Origin of the sequence: Blautia sp. SC05B48, from assembly GCF_005848555.1 — a bacterium.
In the GTDB taxonomy this organism is placed as follows: Bacteria; Bacillota; Clostridia; order Lachnospirales; family Lachnospiraceae; genus Blautia_A.
Map to the genome: position 1 here is coordinate 2579929 of NZ_CP040518.1, position 16083 is coordinate 2596011.

The window sequence follows — 16083 nt, forward strand, 5'->3', positions numbered from 1 at the left end:
TCAGTCCCAGTTTTCATCCGGATATTTCATGTTCCACTCTTTACGGAGATAAGTCATGATATCCATAACATCTTTTGTATAATTCAGATATAAACCGGAGTTATCATGTGTAAGAACTGCATGTTCCATATCCTCCATCTCATAAAGCAGTGCATCGGAAGTGTCACCGCAGGAAATCTCAGTTTTTTCTCCTGTCTCTGCATCTACGATCACTGCTTTATCTGCACGTGGATATTCCATGATCTCGATATAACCTTTTTCACAGCTGATCATGGCACGTTTCGGCTGTTTGGAATGCAGGGAAAGTGCGACGGTTGCCATCTGGCCGGAATGATTTTTAAGAAGGATGGTAGCCTGTTCATCAGAACCGGTAGGAGAAGGTTTCCACTGGCTTAAGATCTCATCCGGCTTTTCATCCATAAAGCTCCGGACAATGGAGAGCGCGTAAACACCGATATCCAGCATGGCACCGCCTGCCAGGTTCATATTGAAGAAACGGTTGTTCATATTGTGTTCTTTGAAACTTCCGAAATTCATGGTGATCATCTGGACTTTTCCAAGAGAACCGCTGCGGACAGTTTCCCAGAGCTTTTTGTAGATCGGCATATGCCAGATGGTCATGGCCTCAGCAAGGATGAGATTTTTTCCTCAGCCAGAACGAACATTTTTCTAAGCACCGCACAAAAAGCGTACAGGAATTTCGTTTTGAATTAAGTCAAGGCATTCGCAGTCAGATATTTTTTGCCACTTTCGTGAAAAATGTTGAAGTACATATAAAATCAAATGATATGACAAAGGCTTTAAAATAGCTGATTTATAAGCAAGTCTATCATTTATAAAGTTGTAAACTGGTGTATTGTATGTACATTATTCATATAAATGAAGTATACATCCAAACAGAAGGAATGGCAAATACCTGTTAACTATGATAGTATATAGCTAACAGGCATGATGAGGATGTCGAAGAGGAGACGGTTATCAGAAGGGAGAACAGCTATGAAAACAAGAAGATTAGGAAAAACAGAGCTTCAGGTCAGCGAGATCGGTTTTGGAGGAGAGTGGCTGGAACGCCATCCGGAGGAAGAAAGTATTGAGTTGATCCATTATGCATCTGCACAGGGGATCAATATCCTGGACTGCTGGATGCCGGACCCGAAATCCAGAAATATCATTGGGGAGGGAATCAGGGAGAACCGTGACAAATGGTTTATTCAGGGACATATCGGATCAACATGGAAGGACGAGCAGTATTACCGTACCAGAGAGATGGAATATGTGCGTCCTGCATTTGAGGATCTTTTAAAAAGGCTCCAGACGGATTATATTGATCTTGGCATGATCCATTATGTGGACTCTGAGGAGGAATGGGAAAATCTCCAGCATTCGGAATATATGGATTACGTGATGGAACTGAAGAGAACCGGCGTGATCCGTCACATCGGCATGAGTTCCCACAACCCGAAAGTAGCGAAAAAAGCAGCGGAATCCGGATATGTGGAAATGATCCTTTTCAGTATCAATCCGGCTTTTGATATGCTTCCTGCAAGTGAAAATATTGATACCATGTTTGCGGAAGAATTTGACAGCAGCTTAAAAGGAATCGATGCAGACCGTGCTCGCCTGTACAAAGCATGCGAAGAAAATGATGTGGGTATCACAGTTATGAAAGGTTTTGCAGGGGGAAGACTTTTTGATGAAAAACGTTCTCCTTTCGGTGCAAGCCTGACACCGGTACAGTGCATCCATTACGCACTTACAAGACCTGCAGTCTGTTCCATCATGTGCGGCTATGACACAAAAGAGCAGGTCAATGATGCCGTAGCATATGAAACAGCAACGGAGGAAGAAAAAGATTACGCATCTGTGATCGCCAATGCCCCGTTCCATTCCTATAAAGGAGAGTGCACTTACTGCGGACACTGCAAGCCATGTGCGGCAGAGCTGGATATTGCCATGATCAATAAGTTCTACGATCTTGCCACCATGCAGCCGGAAGTCCCGGCAACTATAAAATCCCACTACGAACTTCTGGAGCACAAAGCTTCCGAATGCATCGGCTGCCAGGAATGCGAAACCCGTTGCCCGTTCGGCGTGCCGATCGCAGAAAGGATGGAGAAAACTGCGAAGTTGTTTGGGTGCTGATATCTGATACAGGAGGCCTTGGGAATGATGAAACAAAATATAGAAAAGTCAAGAGAACTGGAATTTGCGATATTTTGTATTGAAAATGTAGCAGCAAAACTGGGTGTAAGTGCAGAAAAGGTATATAATGCTCTGGCAGAAAAAAGTGATATTTTGAATGATTACATCATTCCGGAGGGATTTGTTTCTCTGCGTCCGGTCCTTAGGATCAATGCAGAGATTCAGGATAATAAAAATGGCTATCTGGAATTTTACTGAAAATGATGCCCATGGTGTCAGCATCGGTAAAACCCTTCCAGCCTACTCGGAAGAACAAAAAACAATATATTCCAGAGAAGCCTTCACAGCAGAAAATGCAGCAAAAATCCCATGCAGACAGGGGCTGGGAACATATAAAGTTATTTTTGAAAGATAAAGTAAAGATAACAGAAAAACAGTCATAGAAGCAAGAAAACAGATTAGATACAGAGCAAGGGGAGGACCAGTTTATGTTTCGAAAAATGAGAAGATCCAAACAGGAATTAACCAAAGAAGAATGTATCGAAATCCTGAAAAAAGAACCGCGAGGCGTACTTTCTGTGCAGGGAGAGGAAGGCTATCCTTATGGAATGCCGATGACCCACTGGTATAATGAGAAAGATGGAAAAATCTATTTCCACGGAGCGAAATCCGGTCATAAGATCGATGCCATCAGAAACTGTGATAAAGTTTCATTCTGTGTTATGGACAAGGGATACCGGAATGAGGGCGAATGGGCATTAAATATCCGAAGCGTCATTGTATTTGGACGCCTTCACACAGTGGAAGAACCGGAAAAAGTAACAGAAATATGCACAAATTTATGCAAAAAGTTCACGGATGATGAGACATATGTGGAATACGAACTGGAACATTTCGGCTCCCAGGTTCTCTGTCTGGAGCTGGAACCGGAACATATAACCGGGAAACTGGTAAATGAGTCCTGAAAAACTGCCTGTGGAGAAGAATATCATGGGAAATACAGAGAAGAAAATAAAAGTCCTGGTAAAGCCACAGTGTGACGCGGAAATCCGGGACAGGTTTATAACAAAATTTGGAGAGAAATGTGAGTTTGTTTTTGAGGAAAATGAAACCAGGGATTCTATCACAACAGCGGAAGTGGTGATCGGAGAACCGGAAGAATCGGAACTTCAGAAAGCCGGAAACTTCCGCTGGGTTCAACTGACATGGGCCGGTGCGGATAAGTATACAAAAATGAAAACATTTCCGACAGGAGTTACATTGACTAATGCTTCCGGAGCATTCGGAAAAATCATATCGGAATATGTGATCGGGAACATCATTGCCCTGTACCGAGGATTTCCTGTTTACTGGAAAAACGAGAAGGAACATCTCTGGGTACAGAATAAATTATCAGACACTATATACGGAAAAAATGTTCTTATCCTGGGAACCGGCGACATTGGAAAAAATATCGCTCACAGAATGAAAGCATTTGAAACCCGTGTGACTGGAATAAAAAGAACTGCAGTCTCAGAACATTCAGACCAGCTGAAAGATTTTGACCAGATATACGATCTGACAGCATTGGATCAGCAGCTTCAAAAAGCAGATATCGTAATCGGCTGTCTCCCTGGAACGCCGGAAACAAAAGGACTTCTGAATTATGACCGGCTGCATTCCATGAAAAAAGAAGCAATTCTGGTCAACATAGGACGGGGAAGTCTCATTCCAACAGAAGATTTGATCCGAGCATTACAGGAGGGGCATTTAAAAGGCGTAGTCCTGGATGTATTTGAGACAGAACCCCTGCCGGAGACATCACCTCTCTGGAATATGGAAAACATCCTCATCACCCCACACATCGCAGGTCCAAGTTTCGGAGGAAACGCAGAAGTCCAGGACATGATCTGGAACATCTGTATGGAAAATCTGGAACGATATGTGAATGGAAAAGAATTAAAGAATATTGTCCGGTTAAAGGACGGGTATTAAATAACATTGGAGGATGTTTAAATGAAAGACAAATACCGGAAAACGGTATACGCCTGTTTTGCGGGTTACATCGTACAGGCGATCGTAAATAACTTTGTGCCGCTGCTTTTTCTGACATTCGAAAAAAGTTACCACATTCCACTGAGCCAGATCACAATGCTGATCACATTCAATTTCGGGATTCAGCTGCTGATCGATCTTCTGTCAGCAAAATTTGTAGACCGGATCGGTTACCGGATTTCCATTGTTCTGGCACATGTATTTTCGGCAGCAGGACTGATCTGTCTGGTGATCCTGCCGGATCTTTTGCCCAACGCATTTGCGGGATTATTTATTTCCGTAGTGATCTATGCCGTAGGCGGAGGACTGATCGAAGTGCTGATCAGCCCCATTGTAGAAAGCTGCCCAAGCGACAACAAAGAAAAGGCAATGAGCCTTCTCCACTCTTTTTACTGCTGGGGTCATGTGGCAGTGGTTCTGCTTTCCACGATTTTCTTCCGGATATTTGGAATTGAAAACTGGAAGATCATGGCACTGATCTGGGCGATCATTCCGGTTGTAAATGGTATTGCATTTACAAAAGTTCCTATCGCAACACTCATCGAAGAGGGTGAGACAGGAATGACCATAAAAGAATTATGCAGAAATAAAACATTCTGGATCCTGATGTTAATGATGCTGTGTGCAGGCGCCAGCGAGCAGGGCGTCAGCCAGTGGGCGTCCACATTTGCGGAGATGGGACTTGGTGTAAGTAAGACCATCGGTGATCTTGCAGGCCCTATGGCATTTGCAATCCTGATGGGAAGTTCCAGAGCCTTTTATGGAAAATTCGGAGACCGGATTGATCTGGACAAATTTATGATCGGCAGCAGCATTCTCTGTATTATTTCCTATCTGTGTATTTCCCTTGCACCATCTGCATTTGTGTCACTGATCGGCTGTTCCATCTGCGGATTTTCTGTGGGAATCATGTGGCCGGGAAGTTTCAGCAAGTCGTCCATGGCACTGCGAAGAGGCGGAACATCCCTGTTTGCACTTCTGGCACTGGCCGGAGATGTAGGATGTTCCGGAGGCCCGACGTTAGTTGGCTTTGTGTCCGGGATATTATCGGATAACCTGAAAAGGGGAATTCTGGCAGGGGTTATTTTCCCTGTATTTTTGCTGGTGGGAATTCTGCTTCTGAAAAACAGACAGAGTGCAGACTGAGCTGCTCTGCCTTTCTCCGGAGGCCAGAGGGAACGGGCTTGGAAAGCAGCTGCTTCAGTACGGTATCGAAATTTATAACATTCAAGAACTCACCGTAAACGAACAGAATCCCCGGGCAGCCGACTTTTATGAGCACATGGGATTTCAGACATATAAAAGAACGGATCATGATGAGAAAGGGAATCCGTATCCGCTTCTGTATATGAGGCTATCCAGATAAGCAAAAGGGTTATTTGTCTGTGAGCAGGTACAGGATGCGTGGTTTACCAGTGCTATATTGACACTGTGTTGATAAAGTCGAAAGGAAAGGATAACAATGAACTGTCAGAAACTGATCGATCAGATAGAAAAATACAAGCCCTACAATGAACAGGAAGAAAAAGATAAGATCTTAATTTTGGACTGGATCAGAAACAATAAGAATGCTTTTTTGAGAGAGAATACAGTAGCCCATATGACAGCTTCCGCCTGGGTTGTGAACAAGGAACGAAACAGAGTTCTTATGGTATATCACAATATTTACAACTCCTGGTCTTGGCTTGGAGGACATGCGGATGGGGAGACGGATCTTCTGTCTGTTGCAGTCCGGGAGGTAAAGGAAGAAGCCGGAATTTCCAATGTTCATCCGGTGTCCGAGGAGATTTTTTCCATGGAATCCCTGACTGTAGATGGTCATGTGAAAAAAGGAAAATATGTATCCAGCCATCTGCACTTTAATATCACATATCTCCTTGAGGCAGACCCGGAAGAAGCGGTTTCCATAAAAGCAGATGAAAACAGCGGCGTAGCCTGGTTTTCACCAGAAGAAGCATTGGAGAAATCTACAGAACCGTGGTTTGTGGAGCATGTTTACAGCAAACTTCTGGAAAAAATGAATGATGTGAAGGGGAACGGTAAATGAAAATTGCACTTGTACAGATGAGTATGGGAAAAGAAATATCTGAGAACCTTGATAAAAGCCTGAAATACTGTGATATGGCAGAAAACTGTGATCTGGTCTTTTTTCCGGAAATACAGCTGACACCGTTTTTTCCGCAGTATCACAAGGTATGTGTGGACCATTACTGTATAGATATGGATAATGATGCACTGGTAAGATTGTGCCGGAAAGCATCCGTACCTGTGCAAGAAAAGGTGCAGACCTGATCATAGTCCCGACTGCAAATACAAAAGCAGATGACAGAGAGCAGTATGATCGATAAAGGAGAAACAAAAAAATGGCAAAACTATATTTCAGATACGGGGCGATGGGAAGCTTGAAATCTGCCAATATTCTGATGGTGCGGGAAACGTGCACAGTGCAATACACGATATTCCAACGGAAAAATCGTGCGGGAAGGCGCACAGATCATGCTGGGTTCCAATGAAAGTTATGTGGCACTTTGCAGAAAACACTATAAAGAAGGGAAATTGTGTAAGTGAGATAACATCCGGAAGCAGGGAAGAATATGATGCTCCAAAGCCAGATAAGTCAAAACATCTTATCTGGCTTTTTTGCAATAAATCCGATCGCAATAAGGAGTATCGTCAACACCCATGAGATCGGAAATGCATAATACAGAATGTTTAACTGATGGTAATGTCTGAAAACCGTGCATATCCATGCAATGCGAAAACAACAGGTCCCGCTAATGGTAGCAACAGCCGGGTACAGGGAATGTTCGGTGCCTCTTAATACGCCTGCCGGAATTTCGTACAGGTTGCACAGCGGTTCGAAAAAAGAATGCACAGGATACGAAGACAGGCATTCTGTATAACGATTTGATCTGCAGAAAAAATTCCTGCAAAAAAATTCCGGAATATGACAAAGGGTTCAATAAGGACCAGACTGCTTAAGACAGAGAAAATCATACATATCCGCAGGATTTTTCTGCATCGGTGATCCTGACCGGCAGAATGGTTCTGGCTGGTAAAGGTGGTCGCTGTCTGGCCGAAGGCAGTGATCACATAATAGGTAAAATATTCAAAGTTCATGGCAATGGTACTGCCTGCAATTGCAGAAGAGCCGAAGCCATTCACAGAGGCCTGTACAAAAATATTGGCAAAGCAGAAAACAGCACCCTGAATGGCAGAGGGGATTCCGACTTTAAGAACCGCCATCACAGATCCGTAAAATCTGATTTGAAGTTAGAACAGGAATTTGATAAAATAAAAGTAAATCGAGACTAACACGGAACGAAGGAGGAAAAAGAATATGATAGCACAGGTGCTGCTGGAGGGTTTGATACTTGGGATTTTGCTGATGGGGATCTGCGCCGTCGGGATTCGAAAGGGCGCAGTGGGAATGTTGCATCTCTATCATCAGGATGTAAAAGATCGCTGTGTGGAACTGGGACTGACAACCCATGAGAAAATCAGCAAAAACAGTAAGATGTTTAAGATCATCTGTATTCCGGGATACATACTGTATATTCTCGTATGTGTATATGCTATAAATGGCGCAGAGGATTTCCTGTCCGGCTTCTGGCAGATGTTTGTCATTTTATCAGTGATGAATGTGATAGACCGTTTTCTTGTGGATGACTGGTGGGTAGGTCATACAAAAGCATGGATCATTCCGGGAACAGAAGACTTAAGGCCGTACATCACCAGCGAAGATAAACGCAAAAAATGGATTGCAGGAACTGTTGGAATGGCAGTGATCTCAGCGGTGCTGGCAGTGATTGGTGTGTTAGTAATGTAGTAAAAATAGGCAGATAAAGGGGAAAGAAATTATGTTTTATGGATTTGACCAGGTATTTAATATTTTATTTGCAATTATATTTTTTTGCGTTTTGGGAACGATGGTTTATATTTTTGCGAAAAATATCAGTACATGGAATAAAAATAACAATTCTCCCAGGTTAACGGTCACAGCAGAGATTGTTGCAAAGCGAACGAAGGTTTTCCATAATCAGCAGTTTGACGGTTTTAGCACCACTACATCTACCAGTTACTATGTGACTTTTGAAGTGAAGAGTGGCGATCGGATGGAACTTGCTGTCACAGGAAAGGAATATGGTCAGATGGCAGAGGGAGATGTTGGTGAATTAAGTTTTCAGGGAACGAGATTTCTTGGATTTGAGAGAAACTGAAAAAATGGCGGAACATGTGGGAATTGGAGGTAAGAAGCATGAAAGAAAAAAAATTATGGAAACTGGGTACAGGAGAAAATGCTGTATCTGATATTTGGGCTTGCAGCAGGAGCGGTTGTCACCAAAGATGTACCTGCCAATAAAGTTGTGGCAGGAGTGCCGGCAAAAGTGATAAGAGATGTAAAAAAATAGATCAGAATACAGAGAAAGGAACAAAAGGTTTATGGCCAATGGAATAACCGTGTGAACTGAAAGAAGTTTGCACGGTTTTTTGAAAAAAATATGTTAGAAGAAACTAATTTATAATGAAAATTAAACTTACGGAGGGAAAAAGATGTCATATTCAGAAGAACTGAGAGCATTTGCAGCAACCCATACATATAAGGATATAAAAGTCGACGGAAGTACTTTTCATTATGTATTGAGTGGGAAAAAAGGTGGAAAGACGCTGATACTGTTAAATGGAGGAATGAATACACTGGAAATGTGGATGCGATATATAGATGCGCTGTCTGATACGTATCAGGTACTGCTTTTTAATTATCCCCAGGAGATTCGGACCAACCAGGAACTGGTAAAAGGGATGCATGTTTTTTTCGAAAGGCTGGGGATTAAAGAGCCGGTCTTTATAGGTGCAAGTGATGGCGGCATGGTTGCCCAGATCTATACGCAGGCGTATCCGGGGGAAGCTGGGGGGCTTATTCTGATCTCAACAGGCGGTATGGATGCGGAGACGATAAAAAGTCTCAGGAAGAAATATTTTTTGGCACCGCTGATGCTATTTTATATGAAACATTGTAATTATGAGAAACTGAAACCGAAACTGATCAAAGTCGGAATGGGACACAGCCGGAACGAGAGTAAAGAAGAAATTGCATATGCCAAAGATATGTTTGAAACTATTTTCAAAGATTATACCCAGGAAAAAGATGTGCATATTTCCGGCCTGCTGGCTGATCTGATGAAGCAGACGCCGGTTACGGAAGCTGATTTTAGAATGCTTAAGGGAAAAATACTTCTGATACTTCCGAAGCAGGATTTCTTTTCCGAAAAGATGCAGAAAGACCTGATACAGCTGATGCATGATCCTGCAATCCAGTATGTTTCGGGTGGACATCTTTCTACGATTTTGAAAGCGGATGATTATGTAAAAGTGATCCGGGATTTTCTGGGAAACATATAAATCATTTCCGCGCAACAAGATGTGCGCGGAAGCCTTTCTGCTTTTCCATAGTCAGTACTGTGAATCCGGCTTTTTCTGCCATGGTGATGAATTCTGCAGGTTTGTGTATCTTTACGTCGCCGTGTCCGAACAGATTAGCCAAGGGCATCTCCAGATGATTCATAAGCCAGACAACGAAGTTGGAGAAAGTATAGTCGCGCAGGATCAGGCGACCGCCTTTACGCAGGACACGGTAGGTACTGTTAAAAAAGTCCTGGGGATTTGGATAATGATGAAAACTGTTTGCACAGATAACGGCATCAAAAGAATCATCCTCAAAGGGCAGATTTTCACTGTCACCTACAAGAAATTCCGTGTTGGAGAGATTCTTGGCCTGGGCCACATGGATCATCTCAGGAGTAAGATCCAGACCGGTGTAGTGTTTCTCCGGATATTTTTCATGAAGAAGTTCGATCATCGGGCCAGTTCCACATCCACAGTCCAAAACATCGCAGAAAGGCTCTTTTTTCAGTTCAGCCAGGATCGGCGGATAATCGTCCTTGCACATTTCATAAATGCCGGCGTGTCCACTGTCATAGATCTTGGCTGCCTGTGTAAATTCTTTGACAGAAAGTTTTTTATATTCTTCAGGGGTCATAGCAACGTCTCCTTGATATTGATTTACTGTTAGATTCTACTAACTAACGGTATCATAAATTTCAGGAAAAGTCAAAAGGAATATGGTTGATAAAACCTGACAGAGCTAATATTTGCGTAAGAAAGAAGTGTCAAGAAATAAAAACTTGACACTTCTTTCTTTTACATGTTATAGTCAGACTGAGGTGGTTATATGAAAGAAAAAGAACCAGACTTAACGGAACAGATCAGAGCGATTTTTGGTACAACAGATGTTAAAGAGTTAAGGCAGATCGCAGAAGATGCAGCATGCTACAGAAAAAAAGGAAATTCTGCAAACAGGAATCCGGCCGGCAGAAAAAATTCTTTTACAGATCCACAGCTTGCGAATATCCTTGCGTTGCAGAAACAGGGTGTGAAGATTACAGAAATTGCAAAAAAATACCATGTATCCCGACAGACGATCTACAGTCAGATAAAACGTGTGCATAATTTCAGTGAAGATCCAGATGTAAAAATGAGGATGTATTTTATGAACAGGGATTATCTGTGCACGATGATAGATATAGATTTTTTACACGAAAAAATTTATATTAAAAATTATACGGATCAGATACCATTAAGGGCATTTGGAGTTGTGGATAATCCAAGCTGGAATGATTTTGAGTATTTTCTGGAGGACAGATGTTTTCCCAGGACACGTGATCATGCAAAAGAAATCCTGAGAGATATAGGAATTCCTTTTTATGATCCACTTCTGATTATTGAAAAAACAGATGGATATATGGAAGGGGATCACCAATGGATCATGATGGTAAAAAAGGAGAGATGATTTTTATGGATAAAGTTGAACTTGATAAATATTCTCCTTTGCATAAGACAGGGCATACATCAAAAGGTGATCAACGTAAATGGAAGATTGAGAACCTGTGGTACAAGGCGGATTATATGGGATATGAGAGCCTGGCAGAGGTACTTGTTTCGAAGCTTCTGGACAGAAGTGAATTGAGCTATCCGTTTGTAAGATATGAACCGGTTCAGATCGAATATAAAGAGCAGGTTATATCTGGTTGTGTTAGTGAGGATTTTTTAAAAAAGAATGAAATTCTGATTCCAGTTGAGAAATTGTATCGCCAATATATGGGGGAAAGCCTGGCTATAAGGCTGACTGATTTTGAAGAAGTTACGGAAAGAATTCAGTATATGGTAGAACAGGTTGAACGTATAACTGAGATTGAAGGTTTTGGCAAGTATATTACGGCAATGTTGGAGATTGATGCTTTTTTTGTAAATGAGGACAGACATACCAATAATATTGCTGTGATCTATAATGAAAAAACACAGAGATATTCGCTCAGCCCTTTATTTGACCAGGGACTTTGCATATTTGCAGATACCAGTGTGGACTATCCACTAGAATTATCCTACGAGGCTTGCCTGGAAAAAATAGAATCAAAACCTTTTAGCATGGATTTTGACATTCAGCTTGAGGCAGCAGAAGAATTATATGGAACCCAGATAGATTTTAATTTTAACATTGAGGATGTAAATGCCATTCTGGATTCCGTTGATGGGATGTATTCTGAAGAAATCTGTAATCGAATCAGGGAATTGTTGCGTTATCAGATTCGAAAATATTCTTATCTGATAAAAAAATAATCAACATCATCAGGTAGCGGAGGCAAAGAAAGATGTGGCCCTGAAATCCAGATTTCTGTCTAATATGAGCCACGATATCCGTACGCCGGTAAATGGGATCATGGGTATGATCGAGCTGGCTGGCCATTATCCCGATAATCTTGAAATGCAGAAGAGATGCAGGGATCAGGTCATGAAATCATCGAAATATCTGGTGTCCATTGTAAGCGATATACTGGAGATGAACAAGCTGGAGTTTGAGGAATTTTCTGATCAGGAACTTTCATTTGATCTGGCGGATCTTCTGAGCAGAGCCAACACCGGTAAACAGATCCTTGCAGAGGAAAAGAATGTTGAGTTTGTAGTAGACTGGGAAAAATCTGATATGAGGCATACTGGTCTGAAAGGAAATCCGGTTTATCTGGAAAGAATTCTGACAGCAGTTGCGGACAATGCAGTGAAATTTACGGAACCAGGTGGCTGTGTGCAGGTGTGGTGTGTGGAAAAAGAAGCAGATCATGACCATGTGGTATATGAATTTACCTGTTCTGATAATGGGATTGGCATGAGTGAAGCTTTTATTCCTCATGTATTTGAGATGTTTTCCCAGGAAAATGAAACCTGCAGATCCAGATATGAAGAAACAGGCCTTGGCCTTGCCATCGCCAGAAAGATGGCAGACAGGCTGGGATGCGGCACGCAAGATCCGTTCCATGAGAAGAAGGGATACCGGTACAATTCCAATCATTGCCATGAGTGCCAATGCATTTGAGGAAGACATCATCAACAGCCGTATTTCCGGTATGGATCGGCATCTTACCAAGCCGCTGGAAGAGAAAAAACTTCTGGCTGCATTCCGGGAGTGTATGGGAAGAAATATGGGATAAGATATAGGTGTTTATAGGGATTTTTCTGCGATATGATGCGGTGGAATGTTGAATAAAACCTCTGGATGCAGTAAAATAGGAATAAGATAATTTCTGGTATGATCAGTTAAACGTGGAGGTGTTTATATGTTTAAGATAAATCCATACAGACCTGGTGCCGGGTTAATGCCTGTTTATATTGCAGGACAGAGATTTATATCTTTCAAATAACTTAACGCAGAGTCTGACGGATGTTTTTACAACAATTGGAGAGACTGCTCAGAAAACAGAAACGCCGATATGTTTTTTTATTGATGAAATTCAGTATATGAAACAGAATCAGCTGGGATCGTTGATCGCAGCATTACACAGGACCAATCAGCTGGGGTATCCGGTAATGATCGTGGGAGCTGGACTGCCTAAAATTTATAAAATGCTTTCTGATGAGAAATCTTATTCAGAGAGACTGTTTGTGTATAAACAGGTTGATTCTCTGACATATGAGCAGTCAAAAAAAGCAATTGAGGAACCTGTCAGGAAATTCCATGTATCTTATACAGAAAATGCGATAAAAAAGATCGTGGAGATAACAAAGGGGTATCCATTTTTTATTCAGCAGCTCTGTCAGATCGTTTATAAAAGAACGGATTCAAGTGTCATAGAGTATTCTGACGTAGATCAGGGAATTGATGAATTTCTGAAAATGCTGGATGACGGATTTTTCAGATCCAGGTATGAAAGATGTGCGGAAAGTGACAAAAAATTTATATTCGCAATGGTAAAATGTGGAGAGCTGCCCTGTACGATATCAAATGTAGCAAAAAATCTTCACAAAAGTGTCAGTTCCATATCTACGACCAGAGCACAGCTGATCAGTAAGGGGATCATTTATCCGGTAAGATATAAAGAACTGGATTTCACGGTTCCGGAATTTTCCGGATTTATCCAGCGGTTGGATGAGTATAAGCAGTGGGATGAAAATTAATCAATATCTGGTAAAAATCCATTTCCATACAAATGAACCGTGGAAGATACTGGAATATTGTAATTCTGTTTGGATAGATTTGCGACAACGGGAGAATAAAGATAAAGATGATGAGGACTGTAATAGTTTTTATCTTGAAAATGAAAGTGGGGTAGGGAATATTACCCTGTATCAGGTATTTCCCGGAATTGAACTGGTTTACAACGACATGCATCTGGCATATTGCAGCAAGTGATTCCACAGATGCAAAAACAGAAACTTCCACAGAAGAAACCCAGAAGACAGAGGAAGAGAATCAGGCAGATGCCGAACAGCTTATGAAAGACCTTACAGGTTCTTATCAGGAACTGTGTCCGGTAATCCTTGATGACCAGTATAAACAGCTGTGGCTTGAAAACTGCAAGGATATGATGAAGATAAAAAAGAGCTGTTTTCCCATACATACTACTATGCAGGAATGGAAGAGACACGTGGCCTGTATGAGTATGAGAGCGATGATAAAGATTCCGGTGAGTTTACTTATTTCTACATTGCACCGGATACAAATGATACCACCTATCACATTGAGTTACGTTATGACAGCGATCTTGATGCTCTGGGACAGTATGATAAAGGGGACTATGCTTACTGGCTTGGCTCCGGAATTTCTACAGAGTATGACCAGGAGATGGTTGAGAACTGTATTAAACTTTTCTGCAAGGAGAATCTTTCTGAGCAGTAAGAAGTAAATTCCGGTATGTGAATATTTGATTTATAATAAAAAAGATTTCAGGGGCTGTTCGTCATGGACGGCCCCTGAAATTTTATAGAGGAGTTATGAAAGATTGTTGTCGTGGAGAAAATGAATCTATGTTATAATGGATGCAATAAAAGAAGATTGGCAGTTGCTGATCGCATACAGAAAGGTGGCAGGATTATATGAGTACGAAGAATATCAGCAGTTTTTTCAAGCGGAATCATGAAGCGGTACCGAAAGACACCGGGGAATCAAAGAGTGAATGTACAAAAGTTTACAATGCACAGAATATCATTGAAGCAGAGCAGATCGTAGAACTGCTGAAAGAAAATCATATTCCTGCTTTTTCCCAGGAAGCAGGCGGCAATCCTACGATGTACGGTTCTCCGGGATTTGGAATATACGGTGTGGATGTGCTGGTGAGAAGTGATGAGGCAGAACAGGCGCTTAAGATCATCGCGGAGATGGAGAACGTAGACGCAGAAGAAATGAAGGTGAAATGCCCCTATTGCGGAAGAGAGATGAGTGAGGGACAGATCCATTCATTTAATTCGGGAATGGAATGGAGAACCAGGGGTGAGTCCATACGGTTAAACACAGAAAAAGGCCTGTCGAAAATGATCTATGGTGACCGGATCGATGCTTATCGTTGTGAGCATTGTAAGAAGATCATTATATTTTATGAATAAACTGGACTATAATGTAAGGAAGAATGAACGATGTTATTTAAGAAGGTAAACCTGGAAGATTTCTACAGGATCAGACAGTTTTACTGGGATCTTATTGATGAGATGAGCGATCAGAATGATAAGATTGGATGGAAGAAAGGGATTTATCCTACAGATTCTTTTTTACAGGAAAGTCTTGACAGAGGAGAACTTTTTGTGCTGGAAGAGGAAGGGCAGCTTTGTGCAAGCGTGATCCTGAACAGTGTCTGTAATGAAGGATATGCAGGTGTACCGTGGAATATTGAATGTGATGTGGATGAGATTTTGTCCAGGCAAAAGACATGTTTTATGAGGACACTGGCTGGACGGAATACAAAATGTATGAACGGGTCTTGCAAGGGATTTTTGACATAAAATAGATATTTTGGAGGTACAGGAAATGTCACTGGAAAAAGCAGAAGAATATCTGAAAAACAAAGGAATGCTGGATCATGTGATCCGGCTGGAAGATTCTACGGCGACCGTCGTGGAGGCAGCTCAGGCCCTGGGTGTGGAACCGGAGATGATCGCAAAGACCATGTCGTTTCTTCGGGATGACCAGCCGGTACTGATACTGACGGAGGGAACCGCAAAGATCGACAACCGGAAATATAAGGATGCCTTTCACGTAAAAGCAAAGATGATTCCGTTTGAGCAGGTAGAAACCTGTATCGGACATGCACCTGGAGGCGTCTGCCCGTTCGGAATCAACGAAGGCGTGAATGTATATCTGGATGAGAGCCTGCGGCAGTTTGACATCGTTTATCCGGCAGCAGGAGATGACCACAGCGCAGTGAAGCTTTCCATCGAAGAACTGGAACAGATATCCGGAGCTGAAGGCTGGGTTGATGTGTGTAAGGAAAGCTGAAATAAAAGAATAAGGGACTGGATTGTATGAAAGTGCAGTCCTTTTTTTGTCCGGAAGAGACAGAAAAACGGGGAAAATCATTAGCTGGA

25 protein-coding genes are annotated in these 16083 nt (G+C 42.0%); 22 read left to right on the forward strand and 3 right to left on the reverse strand.

Annotated features, from left to right (window positions below; all coding sequences use genetic code 11):
* Nucleotides 1–621, reverse strand: coding sequence for a Gfo/Idh/MocA family protein (locus tag EYS05_RS11825; RefSeq protein ID WP_207670813.1), 621 nt, complete (start codon nucleotides 619–621; stop codon nucleotides 1–3).
* Between the two features lie 375 nt (nucleotides 622–996).
* Between EYS05_RS11825 and EYS05_RS11835 the strand changes: the two genes are divergently transcribed.
* The 10 genes from EYS05_RS11835 (at nucleotide 997) to EYS05_RS18080 (ending at nucleotide 6744) form a co-directional block, all read left to right on the forward strand.
* Nucleotides 997–2142 carry an aldo/keto reductase gene (locus EYS05_RS11835; RefSeq protein WP_118514765.1) on the forward strand — a complete coding sequence of 382 codons (1146 nt, stop codon included), beginning with the start codon at nucleotides 997–999 and terminating at the stop codon, nucleotides 2140–2142.
* 24 nt (nucleotides 2143–2166) lie between these two features.
* Nucleotides 2167–2400, forward strand: coding sequence for a DUF3791 domain-containing protein (locus tag EYS05_RS11840; protein ID WP_118514763.1), 234 nt, complete (start codon nucleotides 2167–2169; stop codon nucleotides 2398–2400).
* Nucleotides 2378–2557: a hypothetical protein gene (locus EYS05_RS11845; protein WP_118514761.1), complete on the forward strand. Its 180-nt coding sequence runs from the start codon at nucleotides 2378–2380 to the stop codon at nucleotides 2555–2557. Before EYS05_RS11840 ends, EYS05_RS11845 begins: the two co-directional genes overlap by 23 nt.
* Before the next feature lie 73 nt (nucleotides 2558–2630).
* Nucleotides 2631–3107, forward strand: coding sequence for a pyridoxamine 5'-phosphate oxidase family protein (locus EYS05_RS11850; protein WP_118514759.1), 477 nt, complete (start codon nucleotides 2631–2633; stop codon nucleotides 3105–3107).
* On the forward strand, nucleotides 3097–4116 hold the full coding sequence (locus EYS05_RS11855) for a D-2-hydroxyacid dehydrogenase (RefSeq protein WP_118514757.1): 1020 nt from the start codon (nucleotides 3097–3099) through the stop codon (nucleotides 4114–4116). Before EYS05_RS11850 ends, EYS05_RS11855 begins: the two co-directional genes overlap by 11 nt.
* Nucleotides 4117–4137: 21 nt before the next feature.
* Nucleotides 4138–5322, forward strand: coding sequence for an MFS transporter (locus tag EYS05_RS11860; RefSeq protein ID WP_118624336.1), 1185 nt, complete (start codon nucleotides 4138–4140; stop codon nucleotides 5320–5322).
* Nucleotides 5312–5542 carry a GNAT family N-acetyltransferase gene (locus tag EYS05_RS18075; RefSeq protein WP_138277239.1) on the forward strand — a complete coding sequence of 77 codons (231 nt, stop codon included), beginning with the start codon at nucleotides 5312–5314 and terminating at the stop codon, nucleotides 5540–5542. The genes EYS05_RS11860 and EYS05_RS18075 overlap by 11 nt, the downstream gene beginning before the upstream one ends.
* 96 nt (nucleotides 5543–5638) lie before the next feature.
* Nucleotides 5639–6223, forward strand: a complete 585-nt coding sequence (locus EYS05_RS11870) for an NUDIX hydrolase (protein WP_118514751.1) — start codon at nucleotides 5639–5641, stop codon at nucleotides 6221–6223.
* Complete coding sequence (locus EYS05_RS11875) at nucleotides 6220–6468, forward strand: nitrilase-related carbon-nitrogen hydrolase (protein WP_118514749.1); 249 nt, start codon at nucleotides 6220–6222, stop codon at nucleotides 6466–6468. The genes EYS05_RS11870 and EYS05_RS11875 overlap by 4 nt, the downstream gene beginning before the upstream one ends.
* A 183-nt stretch (nucleotides 6469–6651) precedes the next feature.
* Nucleotides 6652–6744 (forward strand): hypothetical protein, encoded by a 93-nt coding sequence (locus tag EYS05_RS18080; RefSeq protein ID WP_334295809.1) that lies wholly within the window; start codon nucleotides 6652–6654, stop codon nucleotides 6742–6744.
* A gap of 249 nt (nucleotides 6745–6993) precedes the next feature.
* On the opposite strand, the gene EYS05_RS11885 is transcribed toward EYS05_RS18080, so the two are convergent.
* On the reverse strand, nucleotides 6994–7422 hold the full coding sequence (locus EYS05_RS11885; RefSeq protein WP_138277240.1) for an MATE family efflux transporter: 429 nt from the start codon (nucleotides 7420–7422) through the stop codon (nucleotides 6994–6996).
* Between the two features lie 94 nt (nucleotides 7423–7516).
* On the opposite strand from EYS05_RS11885, the gene EYS05_RS11890 reads away from it, so the two are divergent.
* The 3 genes from EYS05_RS11890 (at nucleotide 7517) to EYS05_RS11905 (ending at nucleotide 9579) form a co-directional block, all read left to right on the forward strand.
* Nucleotides 7517–8005, forward strand: coding sequence for a hypothetical protein (locus EYS05_RS11890; RefSeq protein WP_118514745.1), 489 nt, complete (start codon nucleotides 7517–7519; stop codon nucleotides 8003–8005).
* A gap of 31 nt (nucleotides 8006–8036) precedes the next feature.
* Nucleotides 8037–8396: a DUF2500 domain-containing protein gene (locus EYS05_RS11895; protein WP_138277241.1), complete on the forward strand. Its 360-nt coding sequence runs from the start codon at nucleotides 8037–8039 to the stop codon at nucleotides 8394–8396.
* A gap of 334 nt (nucleotides 8397–8730) precedes the next feature.
* The gene (locus EYS05_RS11905) at nucleotides 8731–9579 is read left to right on the forward strand and encodes an alpha/beta fold hydrolase (protein WP_138277242.1); all 849 of its coding nucleotides are present in this window, start codon (nucleotides 8731–8733) and stop codon (nucleotides 9577–9579) included.
* A 1-nt stretch (nucleotide 9580) separates the two neighbouring features.
* Here the strand turns inward: EYS05_RS11905 and EYS05_RS11910 are convergent, their stop codons facing one another.
* Nucleotides 9581–10216 (reverse strand): class I SAM-dependent methyltransferase, encoded by a 636-nt coding sequence (locus tag EYS05_RS11910; RefSeq protein ID WP_138277243.1) that lies wholly within the window; start codon nucleotides 10214–10216, stop codon nucleotides 9581–9583.
* Nucleotides 10217–10408: 192 nt separating this feature from the next.
* On the opposite strand from EYS05_RS11910, the gene EYS05_RS11915 reads away from it, so the two are divergent.
* From EYS05_RS11915 to EYS05_RS11960, 9 genes are all read left to right on the forward strand, one after another.
* Entirely contained in the window at nucleotides 10409–11026 is a 618-nt protein-coding gene (locus EYS05_RS11915; RefSeq protein WP_118514737.1) for a helix-turn-helix domain-containing protein, read from the forward strand.
* Nucleotides 11027–11031: 5 nt separating this feature from the next.
* Nucleotides 11032–11853, forward strand: a complete 822-nt coding sequence (locus EYS05_RS11920) for a hypothetical protein (RefSeq protein WP_118624573.1) — start codon at nucleotides 11032–11034, stop codon at nucleotides 11851–11853.
* Between the two features lie 34 nt (nucleotides 11854–11887).
* On the forward strand, nucleotides 11888–12604 hold the full coding sequence (locus EYS05_RS11925) for a sensor histidine kinase (protein ID WP_138277244.1): 717 nt from the start codon (nucleotides 11888–11890) through the stop codon (nucleotides 12602–12604).
* Nucleotides 12546–12719 (forward strand): response regulator, encoded by a 174-nt coding sequence (locus tag EYS05_RS11930; protein WP_138277245.1) that lies wholly within the window; start codon nucleotides 12546–12548, stop codon nucleotides 12717–12719. The genes EYS05_RS11925 and EYS05_RS11930 overlap by 59 nt, the downstream gene beginning before the upstream one ends.
* Before the next feature lie 307 nt (nucleotides 12720–13026).
* On the forward strand, nucleotides 13027–13683 hold the full coding sequence (locus EYS05_RS11935) for a hypothetical protein (protein ID WP_243119095.1): 657 nt from the start codon (nucleotides 13027–13029) through the stop codon (nucleotides 13681–13683).
* Nucleotides 13684–14140: 457 nt separating this feature from the next.
* The gene (locus tag EYS05_RS11945) at nucleotides 14141–14404 is read left to right on the forward strand and encodes a hypothetical protein (RefSeq protein WP_243101169.1); all 264 of its coding nucleotides are present in this window, start codon (nucleotides 14141–14143) and stop codon (nucleotides 14402–14404) included.
* Nucleotides 14405–14601: 197 nt separating this feature from the next.
* Nucleotides 14602–15108 carry a PF20097 family protein gene (locus EYS05_RS11950; RefSeq protein WP_118624348.1) on the forward strand — a complete coding sequence of 169 codons (507 nt, stop codon included), beginning with the start codon at nucleotides 14602–14604 and terminating at the stop codon, nucleotides 15106–15108.
* 30 nt (nucleotides 15109–15138) lie between these two features.
* The gene (locus EYS05_RS11955) at nucleotides 15139–15501 is read left to right on the forward strand and encodes a hypothetical protein (protein WP_118624350.1); all 363 of its coding nucleotides are present in this window, start codon (nucleotides 15139–15141) and stop codon (nucleotides 15499–15501) included.
* A gap of 25 nt (nucleotides 15502–15526) precedes the next feature.
* Nucleotides 15527–15994, forward strand: a complete 468-nt coding sequence (locus tag EYS05_RS11960; RefSeq protein ID WP_118514727.1) for a YbaK/EbsC family protein — start codon at nucleotides 15527–15529, stop codon at nucleotides 15992–15994.
* The last annotated feature ends 89 nt before the right edge of the window (nucleotides 15995–16083 follow it).